20 protein-coding genes are annotated in these 17,436 nt (G+C 57.8%); 16 read left to right on the top strand and 4 right to left on the bottom strand.

Annotated elements, in window-relative coordinates:
- Positions 1 to 142: 142 nt before the first annotated feature.
- The 11 genes from cysG (at position 143) to GNG29_RS18220 (ending at position 9,085) form a co-directional block, all read left to right on the top strand.
- Positions 143 to 1,501 carry a siroheme synthase CysG gene (cysG, locus tag GNG29_RS18270; RefSeq protein WP_156655164.1) on the top strand — a complete coding sequence of 453 codons (1,359 nt, stop codon included), beginning with the start codon at positions 143 to 145 and terminating at the stop codon, positions 1,499 to 1,501.
- Between the two features lie 155 nt (positions 1,502 to 1,656).
- A complete protein-coding gene (gene cysD, locus GNG29_RS18265) occupies positions 1,657 to 2,565 on the top strand; it encodes a sulfate adenylyltransferase subunit CysD (RefSeq protein ID WP_156655163.1) in 909 nt (302 codons plus the stop codon).
- 9 nt (positions 2,566 to 2,574) lie between these two features.
- Complete coding sequence (cysN, locus tag GNG29_RS18260) at positions 2,575 to 4,002, top strand: sulfate adenylyltransferase subunit CysN (protein WP_156655162.1); 1,428 nt, start codon at positions 2,575 to 2,577, stop codon at positions 4,000 to 4,002.
- Positions 4,002 to 4,607 carry an adenylyl-sulfate kinase gene (cysC, locus tag GNG29_RS18255; RefSeq protein WP_103180918.1) on the top strand — a complete coding sequence of 202 codons (606 nt, stop codon included), beginning with the start codon at positions 4,002 to 4,004 and terminating at the stop codon, positions 4,605 to 4,607. Before cysN ends, cysC begins: the two co-directional genes overlap by 1 nt.
- Before the next feature lie 58 nt (positions 4,608 to 4,665).
- The gene (locus tag GNG29_RS18250) at positions 4,666 to 4,989 is read left to right on the top strand and encodes a DUF3561 family protein (protein WP_103180917.1); all 324 of its coding nucleotides are present in this window, start codon (positions 4,666 to 4,668) and stop codon (positions 4,987 to 4,989) included.
- 167 nt (positions 4,990 to 5,156) lie between these two features.
- The gene (ftsB, locus tag GNG29_RS18245) at positions 5,157 to 5,468 is read left to right on the top strand and encodes a cell division protein FtsB (protein ID WP_032613637.1); all 312 of its coding nucleotides are present in this window, start codon (positions 5,157 to 5,159) and stop codon (positions 5,466 to 5,468) included.
- Positions 5,469 to 5,487: 19 nt separating this feature from the next.
- A complete protein-coding gene (ispD, locus tag GNG29_RS18240; RefSeq protein WP_103180916.1) occupies positions 5,488 to 6,198 on the top strand; it encodes a 2-C-methyl-D-erythritol 4-phosphate cytidylyltransferase in 711 nt (236 codons plus the stop codon).
- The gene (ispF, locus tag GNG29_RS18235) at positions 6,198 to 6,677 is read left to right on the top strand and encodes a 2-C-methyl-D-erythritol 2,4-cyclodiphosphate synthase (protein WP_048959481.1); all 480 of its coding nucleotides are present in this window, start codon (positions 6,198 to 6,200) and stop codon (positions 6,675 to 6,677) included. Before ispD ends, ispF begins: the two co-directional genes overlap by 1 nt.
- The gene (gene truD / locus GNG29_RS18230) at positions 6,674 to 7,723 is read left to right on the top strand and encodes a tRNA pseudouridine(13) synthase TruD (RefSeq protein ID WP_156655161.1); all 1,050 of its coding nucleotides are present in this window, start codon (positions 6,674 to 6,676) and stop codon (positions 7,721 to 7,723) included. Before ispF ends, truD begins: the two co-directional genes overlap by 4 nt.
- Positions 7,704 to 8,465 (top strand): 5'/3'-nucleotidase SurE, encoded by a 762-nt coding sequence (gene surE, locus GNG29_RS18225; protein ID WP_156655160.1) that lies wholly within the window; start codon positions 7,704 to 7,706, stop codon positions 8,463 to 8,465. The genes truD and surE overlap by 20 nt, the downstream gene beginning before the upstream one ends.
- Positions 8,459 to 9,085: a protein-L-isoaspartate(D-aspartate) O-methyltransferase gene (locus GNG29_RS18220; protein ID WP_103180913.1), complete on the top strand. Its 627-nt coding sequence runs from the start codon at positions 8,459 to 8,461 to the stop codon at positions 9,083 to 9,085. The genes surE and GNG29_RS18220 overlap by 7 nt, the downstream gene beginning before the upstream one ends.
- Before the next feature lie 66 nt (positions 9,086 to 9,151).
- On the opposite strand, the gene GNG29_RS23425 is transcribed toward GNG29_RS18220, so the two are convergent.
- A complete protein-coding gene (locus GNG29_RS23425) occupies positions 9,152 to 9,355 on the bottom strand; it encodes a hypothetical protein (RefSeq protein WP_231736555.1) in 204 nt (67 codons plus the stop codon).
- Here GNG29_RS23425 and nlpD point away from each other — a divergent pair.
- Both nlpD and rpoS read left to right on the top strand, forming a co-directional pair.
- Positions 9,261 to 10,325: a murein hydrolase activator NlpD gene (gene nlpD / locus GNG29_RS18215; protein WP_231736666.1), complete on the top strand. Its 1,065-nt coding sequence runs from the start codon at positions 9,261 to 9,263 to the stop codon at positions 10,323 to 10,325. The two genes, GNG29_RS23425 and nlpD, sit on opposite strands and share 95 nt — an antisense overlap.
- A gap of 60 nt (positions 10,326 to 10,385) precedes the next feature.
- On the top strand, positions 10,386 to 11,378 hold the full coding sequence (rpoS, locus tag GNG29_RS18210; protein ID WP_103180911.1) for an RNA polymerase sigma factor RpoS: 993 nt from the start codon (positions 10,386 to 10,388) through the stop codon (positions 11,376 to 11,378).
- A 51-nt stretch (positions 11,379 to 11,429) separates the two neighbouring features.
- Here the strand turns inward: rpoS and GNG29_RS18205 are convergent, their stop codons facing one another.
- Both GNG29_RS18205 and GNG29_RS18200 read right to left on the bottom strand, forming a co-directional pair.
- Positions 11,430 to 11,807: a DUF4440 domain-containing protein gene (locus tag GNG29_RS18205; protein WP_156655159.1), complete on the bottom strand. Its 378-nt coding sequence runs from the start codon at positions 11,805 to 11,807 to the stop codon at positions 11,430 to 11,432.
- Entirely contained in the window at positions 11,804 to 12,220 is a 417-nt protein-coding gene (locus GNG29_RS18200) for a MarR family winged helix-turn-helix transcriptional regulator (protein ID WP_103180909.1), read from the bottom strand. The genes GNG29_RS18205 and GNG29_RS18200 overlap by 4 nt, the downstream gene beginning before the upstream one ends.
- Positions 12,221 to 12,392: 172 nt before the next feature.
- Between GNG29_RS18200 and GNG29_RS18195 the strand changes: the two genes are divergently transcribed.
- From GNG29_RS18195 to GNG29_RS18185, 3 genes are read left to right on the top strand one after another with little or no spacing between them, the layout of a single operon-like run.
- Positions 12,393 to 12,995 (top strand): non-oxidative hydroxyarylic acid decarboxylases subunit B, encoded by a 603-nt coding sequence (locus GNG29_RS18195; RefSeq protein ID WP_103180908.1) that lies wholly within the window; start codon positions 12,393 to 12,395, stop codon positions 12,993 to 12,995.
- Positions 12,985 to 14,412, top strand: coding sequence for a non-oxidative hydroxyarylic acid decarboxylases subunit C (locus GNG29_RS18190; RefSeq protein WP_156655158.1), 1,428 nt, complete (start codon positions 12,985 to 12,987; stop codon positions 14,410 to 14,412). The genes GNG29_RS18195 and GNG29_RS18190 overlap by 11 nt, the downstream gene beginning before the upstream one ends.
- Positions 14,413 to 14,422: 10 nt before the next feature.
- Positions 14,423 to 14,662, top strand: coding sequence for a non-oxidative hydroxyarylic acid decarboxylases subunit D (locus tag GNG29_RS18185; protein WP_114316919.1), 240 nt, complete (start codon positions 14,423 to 14,425; stop codon positions 14,660 to 14,662).
- 153 nt (positions 14,663 to 14,815) lie between these two features.
- Here GNG29_RS18185 and mutS read toward each other — a convergent pair whose 3' ends face one another.
- The gene (gene mutS / locus GNG29_RS18180; RefSeq protein WP_156655157.1) at positions 14,816 to 17,377 is read right to left on the bottom strand and encodes a DNA mismatch repair protein MutS; all 2,562 of its coding nucleotides are present in this window, start codon (positions 17,375 to 17,377) and stop codon (positions 14,816 to 14,818) included.
- Between the last annotated feature and the right edge of the window lie 59 nt (positions 17,378 to 17,436).

Genomic DNA, 17,436 nt, shown 5'->3' with positions numbered 1-17,436 from the left:
TCGCGCGTTAAGCACTTTTTGATATGAGCTTTTTCAGGGCGTTATTCCATTGAGTAACTACTCATTCCAATTCGTAATTTCATTCGCTCGTAGCCGCCCCCTATAGTCCCCCTATTCCTGGTTGTTAGCGAGTTGTAGCATTGTGGATTACCTTCCTTTATTCGCTGCTGTAAAAGACCGCCCGGTGCTAGTTGTCGGCAGCGGCGAAATCGCGGAGCGCAAAATTGCCTTTTTACATCGGGCAGGCGCTCGCGTGCAGGTTGTTGCCGAAGCGGACTTTGCTGAATCGCAAATCGACAATGTGGTGCTGGTGATTGCCGCCACCGAAAACCGGGCGCTCAACCAGCGCGTCTCCGATGCCGCCCACGCCCGTCACCGCCTGGTGAACGTGGTGGACGACCAGCCGCTCTGCTCCTTTATCTTTCCGTCAATTGTCGATCGCTCGCCGCTGCTGGTGGCGATCTCTTCTGGCGGGACTGCCCCGGTGCTGGCCCGCGTCTTGCGGGAAAAAATCGAAGCGCTGCTGCCGACAAGCCTGGGCCGCATGGCCGAGAAGGCCAGCTACTGGCGCAACCATCTGAAAACCCGTCTGACCAGCGTGGCGGAACGCCGTCGCTTCTGGGAGCGCGTATTTCGTGGCCGTTTTGCCAGCCTGATGCAGGCCGGTAATGAGACAGCAGCGCAACAGCTTCTTGAAGACGAACTCGATAACCCCGGCAGCACTGGCGGGGAGATCATTCTGGTAGGCGCCGGGCCAGGCGATGCTGGCCTGCTGACCCTGCGGGGGTTGCAGGTGCTGCAGGACGCCGATGTGGTTTTCTATGACCACCTGGTGAGCGACGGCGTGCGCGAGCTGATTCGTCGCGACGCCGAGCAAATCTGCGTGGGCAAACGCGCGGGCGGGCACGCTGTTCCCCAGCACGATACCAACCAGATGCTGATTGCGGCGGCCAAAGCGGGCAAAACCGTGGTACGCCTGAAAGGCGGCGATCCGTTCATCTTTGGTCGCGGTGGCGAAGAGTTGCAGGCGGCAGCCGAAGCGGGCGTACCTTTCCAGGTGGTGCCGGGGATCACCGCGGCCTCGGCGGTCACGGCTTATGCCGGCATTCCCCTGACGCACCGTGATTACGCCCAGAGCGTTACTTTTGTCACCGGCCACTACAAGGCCGACAGCACCCCGTTTGACTGGACGCATCTGGCGCAGAGCCGTCAGACCCTCGCCATCTACATGGGCACCATGAAAGCGGCGGAGATCGGCGAACAACTGATTCGACACGGGCGCGATGCGAATACCCCGGTCGCGGTGATATCCCGCGGCACGCGCGTCGATCAGCATGTGTCGATCGGAACACTACAACACCTTGCAACCCTGGCGAAAGACGCCCCGATGCCCGCCCTGATTGTGGTGGGGGAAGTGGTGCAGCTGCACAGCACCCTCGCCTGGTTCCAACATACAACCGACACAGAAGGCTTTAGTTCTTCTGTTGTCAATTTGGCTTAGTCCTGGAGCAACAGGCTATTTTATTTGCCATTTTTGCCCCGGGCTGTGCTCGCAATCCTCACGTACTTGAGTACGCTCCGGTTGCTGTGCGCAGGCCGTGACAAAACTGGCTGCAACAATAACGCCTGTTGCACCAGGCCTTATAAGGAACAGTTATGGATCAAAAACGACTGACGCACCTGCGGCAACTGGAAGCGGAGAGTATTCATATTATCCGCGAAGTGGCCGCTGAGTTTGCAAATCCGGTAATGATGTACTCCATCGGCAAAGACTCCAGCGTAATGCTGCACCTGGCGCGTAAAGCGTTTTATCCGGGCACGCTGCCGTTCCCGCTGCTGCACGTGGATACCGGCTGGAAATTCCGCGAAATGTATGAGTTCCGTGACCGTACCGCCAAAGCCTACGGCTGTGAACTGCTGGTGCATAAAAACCCGGAAGGGGTGGCGATGGGCATTAACCCGTTTGTCCACGGCAGCGCCAAGCACACCGATATCATGAAAACCGAAGGGCTGAAGCAGGCGCTGAACAAATACGGCTTTGATGCCGCTTTCGGTGGTGCCCGTCGCGATGAAGAGAAATCCCGCGCCAAGGAGCGTATCTACTCCTTCCGTGACCGCTTCCACCGCTGGGACCCAAAAAATCAGCGTCCTGAGCTGTGGCATAACTACAACGGCCAGATCAACAAGGGCGAAAGCATCCGCGTCTTCCCGCTCTCCAACTGGACCGAGCTGGATATCTGGCAGTACATCTATCTGGAAAATATCGGGATTGTTCCGCTTTACCTGGCGGCTGAACGCCCGGTTCTGGAGCGCGACGGCATGCTGATGATGATCGACGACGATCGCATCGACCTGCAGCCTGGCGAAGTGATCAAAAAGCGGATGGTACGCTTCCGTACCCTCGGCTGTTGGCCGCTGACCGGCGCGGTGGAATCCGACGCGCAAACGCTGCCGGAGATCATCGAAGAGATGCTGGTGTCCACCACCAGCGAGCGACAGGGGCGCGTGATTGACCGCGACCAGGCAGGCTCGATGGAGCTGAAGAAACGTCAGGGTTATTTCTAAGGAGCCGCCATGAATACCACTATTGCTCAACAGATCGCCAATGAAGGCGGCGTCGAAGCCTACCTGCACGCCCAGCAGCATAAAAGTTTGCTGCGTTTTCTGACCTGCGGCAGCGTGGACGACGGTAAAAGCACCCTGATTGGCCGTCTGCTGCACGATACCCGTCAGATCTATGAAGATCAGCTCTCCTCCCTGCATAACGACAGCAAGCGTCACGGTACCCAGGGCGAAAAACTCGATCTGGCCCTGCTGGTGGATGGCCTGCAGGCGGAGCGCGAGCAGGGCATCACCATCGACGTGGCCTATCGCTATTTCTCCACCGAGAAGCGCAAATTTATCATCGCCGATACCCCGGGGCATGAGCAGTACACCCGCAATATGGCGACCGGCGCCTCCACCTGTGACCTGGCGATCCTGCTGATCGATGCCCGTAAAGGGGTGCTGGATCAGACCCGTCGTCACAGCTTTATCTCCACGCTGCTGGGGATCAAGCACCTGGTGGTGGCGGTTAACAAGATGGATCTGGTGAACTTCAGCGAAGAGAAGTTTAACGAGATCCGCGAAAGCTACCTGACCTTTGCCGAGCAGCTGCCGGGCAATCTCGATATCCGCTTTGTGCCGCTCTCGGCGCTGGAAGGGGATAACGTCGCTTCCCAGAGCGTGAGCATGCCGTGGTACAGCGGCCCGACGCTGCTGGAAGTGCTGGAGACCGTTGAGATCCAGCGCGACGTGGATACGCAGCCGATGCGCTTCCCGGTGCAGTACGTTAACCGCCCGAACCTCGATTTCCGCGGCTTCTCCGGCACGATTGCCTCCGGCAGCGTGCGCGTAGACCAGCGCGTGAAGGTACTGCCGTCCGGCGTGGAATCGGCCATTGCCCGTATCGTGACCTTCGATGGCGATCTGCAGGAAGCGGGGGCCGGCGAAGCGGTCACCCTGGTGCTGAAAGATGAGATCGATATCAGCCGCGGCGATCTGCTGGTGGATGCGCAGGAGTCGCTGCCTGCGGTACAGAGCGCCGCGGTGGATGTGGTGTGGATGGCCGAGCAGCCGCTGAGCCCGGGCCAGAGCTACGACATCAAGATTGCCGGGAAGAAAACCCGCGCCCGCGTCGACGGCGTTCAGTATCAGGTCGACATTAACAATCTGGCGCAGCACAGCGTGACTGAACTGCCGCTGAACGGCATCGGTCTGGTGGATTTCACCTTCGACGAACCGCTGGTACTGGACGAGTATCAGCAGAACCCGGTGACCGGCGGGCTGATTATTATCGATCGTCTGACCAACGTCACCGTTGGCGCAGGGATGGTGCGCGAACCTAAAGCGCAGGCGAGCGCGGTGCCGTCTGAATTCAGCGCCTTTGAACTGGAGCTCAACGCGCTGGTGCGCAAACACTTCCCGCACTGGGGCGCGCGCGATCTGCTGGGAGGCAAGTAATGGCGCAGCATGATGAGAACGTCGTCTGGCATCCTCATCCGGTCACGGTGGCCGAACGCGAACAGCTCCACGGTCACCGTGGGGTTGTGCTGTGGTTTACCGGGCTCTCGGGGTCCGGTAAGTCCACCGTCGCGGGGGCGCTGGAAGAGGCACTGCACAAAGCGGGCGTCAGCACCTATCTGCTGGATGGCGACAACGTGCGCCACGGGCTGTGCAGCGATCTGGGCTTTAGCGATGCGGATCGCAAAGAGAACATCCGTCGGGTGGGCGAAGTGGCCAGCCTGATGGCCGATGCCGGGCTGGTGGTGTTAACCGCCTTTATCTCACCGCACCGCGCCGAGCGGCAGATGGTGCGTGAGCGGGTGGGGAACAGCCGCTTCATTGAAGTGTTTGTTGATACCCCGCTGGAAATATGCGAGCAGCGCGATCCGAAGGGACTGTACAAAAAGGCCCGCGCTGGCGAGCTGAAGAACTTCACCGGCATTGATGCGGTTTACGAAGCGCCGGAAAACCCCGATATTCACCTGCAAGGCCAACAATTGGTAACAAATTTGGTGGGTCAATTATTAGACCTGCTCCGGCAGGGCGATATTATCAGATCCTGAGATGGTATTGATGGGGATGCTTAATCTCCATCAATATGTCACGGTCACAGGATCAGCTATGCGGAACAGTGAAAACTACATCATCACCGGGTCGGACACAGTATCGGCACATGACGAGACGACCTGGTCTTTTCCTGGGGCGATTGTCGGCTTTGCGTCATGGCTGATGGCACTGGGGATCCCTTTCCTGTTTTATGGCAGCAATACGCTGTTTTTCTTCCTTTATACCTGGCCTTTCTTTCTGGCGCTGATGCCCGTTGCCGTTGTGGTAGGGATCGCGCTCCACTCTCTGCTTCACGGCAAGCTGCTCTACAGTTCGTTTATCACCGTGTTAACGGTGGTCGCTATGGTGGGACTGTTATTTTTGTGGCTCATGGGATAAGTTCATCCATAATTCAAACCGTAACCAACTATGTGACATTGTTGGCTTGCGCGAATCTGCAAAAAAAATGTGGTACATTTGCCCGCAATGTTGCGGCATCTCTGTAGCCCCGATGTAGAGTCATGGGGAAAGTTATGGGATGATGATGCCGTTTTTCAGGGGGCAGGATGGGTAAACTTACGCTGCTGTTGCTGGCTCTGCTGGTCTGGCTTCAGTATTCGCTGTGGTTCGGTAAGAACGGCCTTCACGATTACAGTCGCGTCAGCGATGACGTGACGGCGCAGCAGGCAACAAACAGCAAATTAAAAGCGCGAAACGATCAGCTGTTTGCGGAAATTGACGATCTCAATGGCGGGCAGGAAGCCATTGAAGAGCGTGCGCGCAACGAACTCAGCATGACTAAGCCGGGCGAAACCTTCTATCGTCTGGTGCCGGATGCGTCTAAACGCAACCAGGGCTCAGTACAAAACACTCGATAATCAGGCCCAGGATTACGCCATGGCAGTAACATTTTCCAACGTATGCGCCGTTGTGCCAGCCGCCGGGTTTGGCCGGCGCATGCAGACTGAATGTCCTAAGCAGTACCTTTCAATTGGTGATAAAACGATCCTTGAGCACACCGTGGCGGCGCTGCTGGCGAACCCACGTGTGACGCGGGTCGTTATCGCTATCAGCCCGGGCGACGTCCGCTTCGCCGCGCTGCCGCTTGCCCGCCACCCGCAGGTGACCGTGGTGGACGGTGGCGCAGAGCGTGCCGATTCGGTGCTGGCGGGACTGAAAGCCGCCGGTGACGCACAGTGGGTACTGGTGCACGATGCGGCGCGGCCCTGTTTGCATCAGGATGACCTGGCGCGGCTGCTGGCCATCAGCGAAACCAGCCGCGTTGGTGGCATTCTGGCCACGCCGGTCCGCGATACCATGAAACGCGGCGAGCCCGGCCTGCCGGCCATCGCCCATACGGTGGAGCGCGTTGACCTCTGGCATGCACTCACGCCGCAATTTTTCCCTCGCGAGCTGTTGCACCACTGCTTAACCCGTGCGCTGAACGAAGGCGCAACCATCACCGACGAAGCCTCGGCGCTGGAGTACTGCGGTTTTCACCCGGAACTGATTGAAGGGCGCGCAGATAATATAAAGGTGACGCGCCCCGAAGATTTACAGCTGGCAGAATTTTATCTTACCCGTTCGACCCATCAGGAGAAGGCATAATGCGAATTGGACATGGTTTTGACGTACACGCCTTTGGCGGCGAGGGCCCAATTATCATTGGCGGCGTACGCATCCCTTATGAAAAAGGACTGCTCGCGCATTCTGATGGCGATGTTGCACTGCACGCGTTAACCGATGCGCTACTTGGTGCGGCGGCGCTTGGCGATATCGGCAAGCTGTTCCCGGATACCGATCCGGCCTTCAAAGGGGCCGACAGCCGCGAGCTGCTGCGCGAAGCCTGGCGCCGTATTCAGGCCAAAGGCTATACCCTTGGCAACGTGGATGTGACCATTATTGCCCAGGCGCCGAAAATGCTGCCGCATATTCCTCAGATGCGCGTCTTTATTGCCGAAGATCTTGGCTGCCATATGGACGACGTCAACGTCAAAGCGACCACCACCGAGAAACTCGGCTTTACCGGCCGTGGTGAAGGCATTGCCTGCGAAGCCGTGGCGCTGCTGGTGAAGGCGGTGAAATGACGGACTTCGACAACCTGACCTACCTGCACGGTAAACCGCAGGGTACGGGGCTGCTGAAAGCCAACCCGGAAGATTTTGTGGTCGTCGAGGATTTGGGGTTCGAGCCGGATGGCGAGGGCGAGCACATTCTGGTGCGGATCCTGAAGAATGGCTGTAACACCCGTTTTGTGGCCGATGCGCTGGCAAAGTTCCTGAAAATTCACGCTCGTGAAGTAAGCTTCGCCGGGCAGAAAGACAAACACGCCGTGACGGAACAGTGGCTCTGCGCGCGGGTGCCGGGTAACGGGATGCCCGATTTAAGCCAGTTCCAGTTCGAAGGCTGCCAGGTGCTGGAATATGCCCGCCATAAGCGCAAGTTGCGCCTCGGCGCGTTAAAGGGCAACGCCTTTACCCTGGTGCTGCGCGAGGTAAGCAACCGCGACGAGGTAGAACAGCGTCTTAACGCCATCCAGGCGCAGGGTGTGCCGAACTACTTTGGCGCGCAGCGTTTTGGCATCGGCGGCAGTAACCTGCAGGGGGCGCTACGCTGGGCGCAGAGCAATGCCCCGGTGCGCGATCGCAATAAACGCAGTTTTTGGTTGTCGGCAGCCCGCAGCGCGTTGTTTAATCAAATCGTCAGCGAGCGACTGAAAAAAACAGACGCGAATCAAGTTGTTGTCGGCGATGCGCTACAATTAGCGGGACGCGGCAGCTGGTTTGTCGCCACTGACGAAGAGCTGCGCGATGTGCAGGCGCGCGTCGAGGCAAAAACGCTGATGATCACTGCGGCCCTGCCGGGTACCGGCGACTGGGGTCCGCAGGGTGATGCGCTGCGCTTTGAACAGTCTGCCATCGCCGATGAAACAGAGTTATGCTCACTGCTGGGGCGGGAAAAAGTCGAAGCGGCACGCCGGGCGATGCTGCTCTATCCGCAACAGTTGAGCTGGAACTGGTGGGATGACGTAACCGTCGAGCTACGTTTCTGGCTGCCGGCAGGCAGCTTTGCCACCAGTGTTGTCAGGGAACTTATCAACACTTCGGGTGACTATGCGAATATTGCTGAGTAACGATGACGGGATCCATGCGCCAGGCATTCAGACGCTGGCGAAAGCGCTACGTGAGTTCGCCGAGGTGCAGGTGGTGGCTCCCGATCGTAACCGCAGCGGTGCCTCTAACTCGTTAACCCTCGAGTCGTCTCTTCGCACCTTTACCTTTGATAACGGTGATATCGCCGTGCAGATGGGCACCCCGACCGACTGTGTCTTTCTGGGGGTTAATGCGCTGATGCGTCCCCGTCCGGACGTGGTGGTCTCCGGCATTAATGCCGGACCCAACCTGGGCGATGACGTGATCTACTCCGGTACGGTGGCGGCAGCCATGGAAGGGCGCCATCTCGGCTTTCCTGCCCTGGCGGTCTCGCTTAACGGCCATCAGCATTATGACACCGCCGCCGCGGTCACCTGCGCCATTCTGCGCGCGCTGAGCCGTGAACCGCTGCGCACCGGTCGCATCCTTAATATCAACGTGCCGGATCTGCCGCTGGATCAAATCAAAGGTATCCGCGTGACGCGCTGCGGCAGCCGCCACCCGGCGGATAAAGTGATCCCGCAGGAAGATCCGCGCGGCAACACGCTGTACTGGATTGGTCCGCCGGGCGAAAAACATGATGCCGGGCCGGATACCGATTTTGCCGCCATAGATGAAGGCTACGTCTCCGTCACCCCGCTGAACGTCGATTTGACCGCGCATAACGCGCAGGATGTGGTTTCAGGCTGGCTGGATCGCGCCGGGGTGAGCTCGCAATGGTAAGCAATCGTGTACAAACTCTTCTGAATCAATTACGCAGTCAGGGCATTGCTGACGAGCGGGTGCTGGACGCCATCTCGCGGGTACCGCGGGAAAAATTCGTGGATGAGGCGTTTGAGCACAAAGCGTGGGACAACGTCGCGTTGCCGATAGGGCAGGGGCAAACCATCTCCCAGCCCTATATGGTGGCGCGCATGACCGAGCTGCTGGAGCTGACCCCGGACTTGCGGGTGCTGGAGATTGGCACCGGTTCTGGATACCAGACCGCCATTCTGGCGCACCTGGTGCATCATGTCTGCTCGGTTGAGCGCATTAAAGGGTTGCAGTGGCAGGCGCGCCGCCGCCTGAAGCAGCTCGATTTACATAATGTTTCTACCCGTCACGGGGATGGCTGGCAGGGCTGGAAGGCACGCGGCCCGTTTGATGCCATTATCGTGACGGCTGCACCGCCTGAGATCCCGGCTGCGCTGATGGCGCAACTGGACGACGGCGGGATCCTCGTTTTACCGGTGGGCGATGAACACCAACTGTTGAAGCGTGTTCGTCGACGGGGCAACGAGTTTATTATCGATACCGTAGAAGCCGTACGTTTCGTGCCTCTGGTAAAAGGAGAGCTGGCCTGAGACTCGGATTTTTCCAGGGTTATTCAGGCAAATTCAGCGTATGGTGTGGCGCAAAACGTCGTGACATTACGGTAATTTTAAGTCACTGGTAATTAAAAATAATCCTGGGGGATAAATGAGCGCGGGAAGCCCAAAATTCACCATCAGCCGAGTTGCGGCATTGTCACTGGTTTCAATCTGGCTGGCAGGTTGTTCAACATCGAATAATGCCCCTGCGCCTGTCAGTTCGGTCGGCGGTAATAGCGGCTCTGGTAATTCATCCGGTGGCATGCTGATCACCCCTCCGCCCAAAATGGGCACCTCAACGGCGCAACAAACTCCGCAAATCCAGCCTGTTCAGCGTCCGGTTACCCAGCCAGTACAGATTCAGCCAGTGGAACAACCTGTCCAGACGGAAAATGGCCGCATTGTGTATAACCGCAAGTATGGGAACATTCCGAAAGGCAGCTATACTGGCGGCAGCACCTACACCGTGAAACGCGGTGATACCCTCTTCTATATTGCCTGGATCACCGGGAACGATTTCCGCGATCTGGCAGAGCGAAACAACGTTCCGGCCCCGTATGGCCTGAATGTCGGCCAGACGCTACAGGTGGGCAATGCGACCGGCGCACCGTTAACGCCAGGCAATACTGTTTCTGCGGCTGACGTCACAGCGCAAAATAACAGTGTGACGCCTGCGCAAAAATCAAGCACAGTGGTTGCGTCGCAACCGACAATTACGTATTCTGAAGATTCAGGTGAACAGAGTGCTAACAAGATGTTGCCGAACAATAAGGGGACTGCGACTGTAGTTACAGCACCCGTTACGGCTCCTGTGGTTAGCTCTACCGCACCCGTTGCCAGTAGTCAGACGTCCAGCTCGCCAATCTCTTCCTGGCGCTGGCCGACTGAAGGCAAGGTTATCGAGAACTTTTCTTCCTCCGAGGGGGGAAATAAAGGGGTCGATATCGCAGGGAGTAAGGGACAGGCTATTATCGCGACCGCTGATGGACGCGTGGTATACGCCGGTAACGCTCTGCGCGGTTACGGTAATCTTATTATCATCAAACACAACGATGATTACCTGAGTGCCTACGCCCATAACGATACGATGCTGGTCCGGGAACAACAAGAAGTTAAGGCGGGGCAAAAAATAGCTACTATGGGTAGCACCGGAACCAGTTCTACACGCTTGCATTTTGAAATTCGTTACAAGGGGAAATCCGTAAACCCGCTGCAGTATTTACCGCAGCGATAAATTGGCGGGACATATCTTTTGGTATGTTGCGCCCAGGGATCACGGGTAGGAGCCACCTTTATGAGTCAGAATACGCTGAAAGTTCATGATTTAAATGAAGACGCGGAATTTGATGAGAACGGAGTAGAGGCTTTTGACGAAAAAGCCTTAGTAGAAGAGGAACCCAGTGATAACGATTTAGCTGAAGAAGAGCTGTTATCGCAGGGTGCCACACAACGTGTGCTGGATGCGACTCAGCTTTACCTTGGGGAGATTGGTTACTCCCCACTGTTAACAGCAGAAGAAGAAGTTTACTTCGCGCGCCGGGCATTACGTGGTGATGTGGCTTCACGTCGTCGCATGATTGAAAGTAACCTGCGTCTGGTGGTTAAGATTGCCCGTCGTTACAGCAATCGTGGTCTGGCTCTGCTGGATCTGATTGAAGAGGGCAACCTGGGCCTGATCCGCGCAGTAGAGAAATTTGACCCTGAACGTGGGTTCCGTTTCTCAACCTATGCGACATGGTGGATCCGACAGACCATCGAACGGGCAATCATGAACCAGACCCGTACGATTCGACTGCCTATTCACATTGTGAAAGAGTTGAACGTTTATCTGCGTACCGCGCGCGAGTTGTCCCATAAGCTGGACCACGAACCAAGCGCGGAAGAGATTGCCGAACAGCTTGATAAACCTGTTGATGATGTTAGCCGTATGCTGCGTCTCAACGAGCGTATTACCTCTGTCGACACCCCGCTGGGTGGCGATTCCGAGAAAGCGCTGCTGGACATCCTGGCCGATGAAAAAGACAACGGCCCGGAGGACACCACGCAGGACGATGATATGAAACAGAGCATCGTCAAATGGTTGTTCGAACTGAACGCCAAACAGCGTGAAGTGCTGGCACGTCGTTTCGGTCTGCTGGGGTATGAAGCTGCGACACTGGAAGATGTCGGTCGTGAAATCGGCCTGACCCGTGAACGTGTTCGTCAGATTCAGGTAGAAGGTCTGCGTCGCCTGCGTGAAATCCTGCAGGGGCAAGGGCTGAATATCGAAGCGCTGTTCCGCGAGTAAGCACCTTTTCGTCAAAAAAGGCCAGTCTTTCGACTGGCCTTTTTCTTTTGCTTAAGGCGCTGCGGTTTCATGTAGCAGACGCCAGGTGAGGTTGTCTCCCTCCTGGTTCAGGATGGCGCTGGACCAGCGCACGTTCACCGGCTGATCCGGGCGGGTTTGTGTTTCACGGTAGTGAAGCACTGCGGCGTTATCCCAGGTCTGCAACGTCGTTAATTCATCAATCACGATCTTCAGTCCAGGGCGGCTGCCGCGCTGCGCCTCGAGGAAACGTGCGAGCGCGGGGTGATCCAGGTGTGCGCCGGTTGGGGCAATCATCAAAAAGTCCTGATGAAAACGGGCGAGCAGGGGGGCAAAATCGCCTTCACCCTGGCCTAACCACTTTTCTAATGCGATGTGAGCATCAATAATTTCTGTTTCATAGCGGGTCATTCTCTCTCCTTTACCATCATTTTGCGAACCAACTCCGTAAACTGGCGACGCTCCTCAGCCGTTAAACGCCCCAGAAAAGCCTCATCGACATGATTCCCTACCGGTTTACAGTTGCCGAGCAACGCTTCGCCTTCCGGCGTTAAGAATACAAACCGGCGGCGCTTATCTGCAGCATCGGCTTCGCGCTTCACCAGCCCACGTAATTCCATACGGCTCAGCATCTCCGCGAGGGTAGCTTTGGTGCTTACCGCCGCTTCGGTGAGCGCCACCTGCTCAATGCCAGGATGTTCCGCGATAGAACGCAGCACCGCGTATTGCGGCTTAGTCAGCTCGGGTAAGGCCTGCTGCCAGCGCGCAGTATGTTGCTGAAAAAGCTGACGTAACAGGTGGAACGCTTCTTGTTTTAGTTCCATGAACTCTCCAGCATAAAAATGATCTCTTTATGATAGCCCCGATCAGCGGCGAATTTAACGCAGCCCGTTTTACCATTTCGTGTGATCGCATGCGAACGATCTTGTCAGCGTTCAGATCCGGGCGTACGGTAAGCAACAAGTTCGTATGCGAACAAATTAAATGAGGTTTTGCATGAGATTGATTGTTGGGATGACAGGGGCGACCGGTGCGCCGCTCGGCGTGGCGCTGCTGCAGGCGCTTCGCGACATGCCGGAAGTTGAATCCCATCTGGTGATGTCGAAATGGGCGAAAACAACGATTGAACTGGAAACGCCGTATACCGCTCAGGACGTTGCCGGGCTGGCGGATGTGGTTCACAGCCCGGCGGATCAGGGGGCAACCATCTCATCCGGCTCCTTTCGCACCGACGGCATGATCGTCATTCCCTGCAGCATGAAAACGCTGGCGGGCATCCGCGCAGGCTACGCCGAAGGGCTGGTGGGGCGTGCCGCTGACGTGGTGTTAAAAGAGCGACGCAAGCTGGTGCTGGTCCCGCGGGAAATGCCGCTCAGCACTATCCATCTTGAAAATATGCTGGCGCTTTCCCGCATGGGCGTGGCAATGGTGCCGCCGATGCCCGCTTATTACAACCATCCGCAAACCGCCGATGACATTACTCAACACATTGTGACCCGGGTGCTCGATCAGTTTGGTCTGGCGCATAACAAAGCCCGTCGCTGGGAGGGGTTACAGGCGGCCAGAGATTTTTCCCAGGAGAATAAACATGGCATTTGATGATTTGAGAAGCTTCCTGCAGGCGCTCGATGAGCAAGGGCAACTGCTAAAAATCACGGAACAGGTTGATGCGGAGCCGGATCTGGCCGCGGCAGCCAACGCCACCGGGCGCATTGGCGATGGCGCACCTGCGCTCTGGTTTGACAACATCCGCGGCTTTACCGACGCCCGCGTGACGATGAACACTATCGGATCCTGGCAAAACCACGCCATCTCGCTGGGGCTGCCGCCGAATACGCCAGTGAAAAAGCAGATCGACGAGTTTATTCGCCGCTGGGATAACTTCCCGGTTGCGCCGGAGCGTCGCGCCAACCCGGCCTGGGCAGAGAACACGGTGGATGGCGACGCGATCAATCTGTTCGATATTCTGCCGCTGTTCCGCCTGAACGACGGTGACGGTGGTTTCTACCTGGATAAAGCCTGTGTGGTCTCCCGCGATCCGCTCGACCCGGATCACTTCGGCAAGCAGAACGTCGGCATCTACCGCATGGAGGTGAAGGGCAAACGCAAGCTGGGTCTGCAGCCGGTGCCGATGCATGACATCGCCCTGCACCTGCATAAAGCGGAAGAGCGCGGGCAGGATCTGCCGATTGCGATCACCCTGGGCAATGACCCGATCATCACCCTGATGGGGGCGACGCCGCTCAAGTACGATCAATCAGAATATGAGATGGCGGGTGCGTTGCGCGAAAGTCCCTATCCGATCGCCACCGCGCCGCTGACCGGTTTTGACGTGCCCTGGGGTTCGGAAGTGATCCTCGAAGGGGTGATTGAAGGCCGCAAACGCGAAATCGAAGGGCCGTTCGGGGAGTTCACCGGGCACTACTCCGGTGGCCGTAACATGACCGTGGTACGCATCGATAAAGTCTCTTACCGCACAAAACCGATTTTTGAGTCGCTCTATCTCGGGATGCCGTGGACCGAAATCGACTACCTGATGGGCCCGGCAACCTGCGTGCCGCTCTACCAGCAGCTGAAAGCTGAATTCCCGGAAGTGCAGGCGGTGAACGCGATGTACACCCACGGCCTGCTGGCAATTATCTCCACTAAAAAACGTTACGGCGGTTTTGCCCGCGCCGTGGGGCTGCGGGCGATGACCACGCCGCATGGCCTGGGCTACGTGAAGATGGTGATCATGGTGGACGAGGATGTCGATCCATTCAACCTGCCGCAGGTGATGTGGGCCCTGTCGTCGAAGGTGAACGCCGCGGGGGATCTGGTGCAGCTGCCGAACATGTCGGTGCTGGAGCTGGATCCGGGTTCAAGTCCGGCGGGGATCACCGACAAACTGATTATCGACGCCACCACACCGGTTGCACCCGATATGCGTGGACACTACAGCCAGCCGGTACAGGATCTGCCTGAAACCAAAGCCTGGGCTGAAAAACTGACCGCGATGCTGGCCGCACGTAAATAAGGAGGGGAAAATGATTTGTCCACGTTGTGCCGATGAACATATTGAGGTGATGGCGACGTCGCCGGTTAAAGATGTCTGGACGGTGTATCAGTGCCAGCACTGTCTGTATACCTGGCGCGATACCGAGCCGCTGCGCCGCACCAGCCGCGAGCACTATCCCGAAGCGTTTCGCATGACGCAGAAAGATATCGACGATGCCCCGCAGGTGCCGACTATTCCGCCGTTGCTGGCGGAAGATAAGCGCGGATAAAAAAGCCGGGTGGCGGCTACGCCTTACCCGGCCTACTATCCAGCGTCTTTTGTAGGCCCGGTAAGCGATAACGCCACCGGGCGTAAAAACCGCATGAAATCTCCGCAGGCCCGGTAAGCGATAGCGCCACCGGGCGATACAGACCGCAGAGCTTTACACCAGATTTTTCAACCGATAAATCCACTCCAGCGCCTGACGTGGTGTCAGAGAATCCGGGTCGAGGTTCTCCAGTGCTTCCAGCGCCGGGGAGGTCTCTTCGGCAGGGACCAGCAGAGACATCTGGGTGCCATCTACCTGGGTAGCCGCTGCGTTTGGCGCCAGGCTTTCCAGTTCGCGCAGCTTCTGACGGGCCCGCTTGATCACCTCTTTCGGCACGCCCGCCAGCGCCGCCACGGCCAGACCGTAGCTTTTGCTCGCCGCGCCATCCTGTACGCTGTGCATAAAGGCGATAGTATCGCCGTGCTCCAGCGCATCCAGATGCACGTTCGCCACGCCCTCCATCTTCTCCGGCAGTTGCGTCAGCTCGAAGTAGTGGGTGGCAAACAGGGTCAGGGCTTTGATCTTATTGGCCAGGCTTTCGGCACAGGCCCACGCCAGCGAGAGCCCGTCGTAGGTGGAGGTGCCGCGACCAATCTCATCCATCAGCACCAGGCTGTACTCCGTGGCGTTGTGCAGGATATTTGCCGTTTCGGTCATCTCGACCATAAAGGTGGAGCGACCGCTCGCCAGATCGTCCGCCGCGCCCACGCGGGTAAAGATACGGTCGATAGGGCCAATCTCCACCTTTTGCGCCGGAACGTAGCTGCCGATGTAGGCCAGCAGCGCAATCAGTGCCGTCTGGCGCATATAGGTACTTTTACCGCCCATGTTTGGCCCGGTAATAATCAGCATCCGGCGCTGCGGCGACAGGTTCAGCGGGTTAGCGATAAACGGTTCGTTCAGTACCTGTTCCACCACCGGGTGGCGCCCTTCGGTAATGCGCACGCCTGGCTTATCGGTGAAGGTTGGGCAGCAGTAGTTCAGCGTCTCGGCACGTTCCGCCAGGTTGACCAGTACATCCAGCTCGGCCAGCGCCGTGGCGCTCTGCTGCAGATCCGCAAGGTGCGGCATCAGGATGTCGAACAGGGCGTCATAGAGCTGTTTTTCCAGCGCCAGCGCTTTGCCTTTTGAGGTGAGCACTTTGTCTTCGTACTCTTTCAGCTCCGGAATAATGTAGCGCTCGGCGTTTTTCAGCGTCTGGCGGCGCACGTAGTGAATAGGAGCCAGGTGGCTCTGTCCACGGCTGATCTGAATAAAGTAGCCGTGCACTGCGTTGTAACCCACTTTCAGGGTGTCCAGCCCAAGGCGCTCACGCTCGCGGATCTCCAGCTTATCCAGATAGTCCGTCGCGCCATCGGCCAGCGAGCGCCACTCGTCCAGCTCTTCGTTGTAGCCCGGGGCAATCACGCCGCCGTCACGCACCAGAACCGGCGGGGCATCGATAATGGCCTTTTCCAGCAGTTCACGCAGTTCGCTAAATTCGCCCATCGCCTCGCGCAGCTTTTGCACCGGGGCGCTGTCGATCTCCGCCAGCAGGCTGCGCAGTTCAGGCAGTTGCTGGAAGGCATGGCGCATGCGGGCTAAATCGCGCGGGCGTGCGGTGCGCAGCGCCAGTCGTGCCAGAATACGTTCCAGATCGCCCACCTGACGCAATACCGGCTGAAGGTCGCTATACCGATCCTGCAGGGCGCCAATGGTCTGCTGGCGCGCGGTGAGCGTGGCAATATCGCGGACCGGCATATGCAGCCAGCGTTTCAGCATACGGCTGCCCATCGGGGTGACGGTGCTGTCGAGCACCGAGGCGAGGGTGTTCTCCACACCACCGGCTAAATTCTGGGTGATCTCCAGATTGCGGCGGGTGGCGGCATCCATAATGATGCTGTCCTGCTGGCGTTCAATCGTAATGGAGCGGATATGCGGCAGGGCGGTTCGCTGGGTATCTTTTACGTACTGCAGCAGACAGCCCGCGGCGCACAGGCCGCGCGGCGCGTTTTCTACGCCAAAGCCGGTCAGATCGCGGGTGCCAAATTGCAGATTGAGCTGTTGACGCGCGGTGTCGATTTCAAACTCCCACAGCGGACGGCGACGCAGGCCGCGACGCCCCTCAAGCAGCCCCATCTCGGCGAAATCTTCGGCATAGAGCAGCTCCGCAGGATTGGTGCGTTGCAGTTCGGCCGCCATGGTTTCGCGGTCGGCCGGTTCGCTCAGGCGAAAACGCCCGGAGCTGATATCCAGCGTGGCGTAACCGAAACCTTTGCTCTCCTGCCAGATGGCGGCAAGGAGGTTATCCTGGCGCTCCTGTAACAGCGCTTCATCGCTGATGGTGCCCGGTGTGACGATACGCACCACTTTGCGCTCGACCGGGCCCTTCGAGGTGGCCGGATCGCCAATCTGTTCGCAGATGGCGACTGATTCACCCTGGTTAACCAGCTTCGCCAGGTAGTTCTCTACCGCATGATGCGGAATACCGGCCATCGGGATGGGTTCACCGGCCGAGGCGCCGCGTTTGGTCAGGGAGATGTCGAGCAGCTGCGAGGCGCGTTTCGCATCGTCATAAAACAGCTCGTAAAAGTCGCCCATCCGGTAAAAGAGCAGGATCTCCGGATGCTGAGCTTTCAGCTTCAGGTACTGCTGCATCATAGGGGTATGGGCGTCAAAATTATCGGTAGTGGTCATGGAGTGATGATGTCCATTTCTTTGAAAACAGTGCTTTTCAGGCGACGTTAGGGTCGTGT

This window comes from Leclercia sp. Colony189 (assembly GCF_009740165.1).
GTDB lineage: Bacteria > Pseudomonadota > Gammaproteobacteria > Enterobacterales > Enterobacteriaceae > Enterobacter.
This window is presented reverse-complemented; position numbering and strand designations above follow the sequence as displayed.

What these genes read in the sequence shown, in the direction of transcription:
- cysD (WP_156655163.1), top strand. Translation starts at nt 1,657, where the DNA reads ATGGATCAAAAACGACTGACGCACCTGCGGCAACTGGAAGCGGAGAGT.
- ftsB (WP_032613637.1), top strand. Translation starts at nt 5,157, where the DNA reads ATGGGTAAACTTACGCTGCTGTTGCTGGCTCTGCTGGTCTGGCTTCAG.
- cysC (WP_103180918.1), top strand. Translation starts at nt 4,002, where the DNA reads ATGGCGCAGCATGATGAGAACGTCGTCTGGCATCCTCATCCGGTCACG.
- truD (WP_156655161.1), top strand. Translation starts at nt 6,674, where the DNA reads ATGACGGACTTCGACAACCTGACCTACCTGCACGGTAAACCGCAGGGT.
- surE (WP_156655160.1), top strand. Translation starts at nt 7,704, where the DNA reads ATGCGAATATTGCTGAGTAACGATGACGGGATCCATGCGCCAGGCATT.
- GNG29_RS18195 (WP_103180908.1), top strand. Translation starts at nt 12,393, where the DNA reads ATGAGATTGATTGTTGGGATGACAGGGGCGACCGGTGCGCCGCTCGGC.
- GNG29_RS18185 (WP_114316919.1), top strand. Translation starts at nt 14,423, where the DNA reads ATGATTTGTCCACGTTGTGCCGATGAACATATTGAGGTGATGGCGACG.
- GNG29_RS18205 (WP_156655159.1), bottom strand. Translation starts at nt 11,807, where the DNA reads ATGACCCGCTATGAAACAGAAATTATTGATGCTCACATCGCATTAGAA.
- GNG29_RS18250 (WP_103180917.1), top strand. Translation starts at nt 4,666, where the DNA reads ATGCGGAACAGTGAAAACTACATCATCACCGGGTCGGACACAGTATCG.
- GNG29_RS18200 (WP_103180909.1), bottom strand. Translation starts at nt 12,220, where the DNA reads ATGGAACTAAAACAAGAAGCGTTCCACCTGTTACGTCAGCTTTTTCAG.
- rpoS (WP_103180911.1), top strand. Translation starts at nt 10,386, where the DNA reads ATGAGTCAGAATACGCTGAAAGTTCATGATTTAAATGAAGACGCGGAA.
- ispD (WP_103180916.1), top strand. Translation starts at nt 5,488, where the DNA reads ATGGCAGTAACATTTTCCAACGTATGCGCCGTTGTGCCAGCCGCCGGG.
- GNG29_RS18190 (WP_156655158.1), top strand. Translation starts at nt 12,985, where the DNA reads ATGGCATTTGATGATTTGAGAAGCTTCCTGCAGGCGCTCGATGAGCAA.
- ispF (WP_048959481.1), top strand. Translation starts at nt 6,198, where the DNA reads ATGCGAATTGGACATGGTTTTGACGTACACGCCTTTGGCGGCGAGGGC.
- mutS (WP_156655157.1), bottom strand. Translation starts at nt 17,377, where the DNA reads ATGACCACTACCGATAATTTTGACGCCCATACCCCTATGATGCAGCAG.
- GNG29_RS18220 (WP_103180913.1), top strand. Translation starts at nt 8,459, where the DNA reads ATGGTAAGCAATCGTGTACAAACTCTTCTGAATCAATTACGCAGTCAG.
- cysN (WP_156655162.1), top strand. Translation starts at nt 2,575, where the DNA reads ATGAATACCACTATTGCTCAACAGATCGCCAATGAAGGCGGCGTCGAA.
- GNG29_RS23425 (WP_231736555.1), bottom strand. Translation starts at nt 9,355, where the DNA reads ATGCCACCGGATGAATTACCAGAGCCGCTATTACCGCCGACCGAACTG.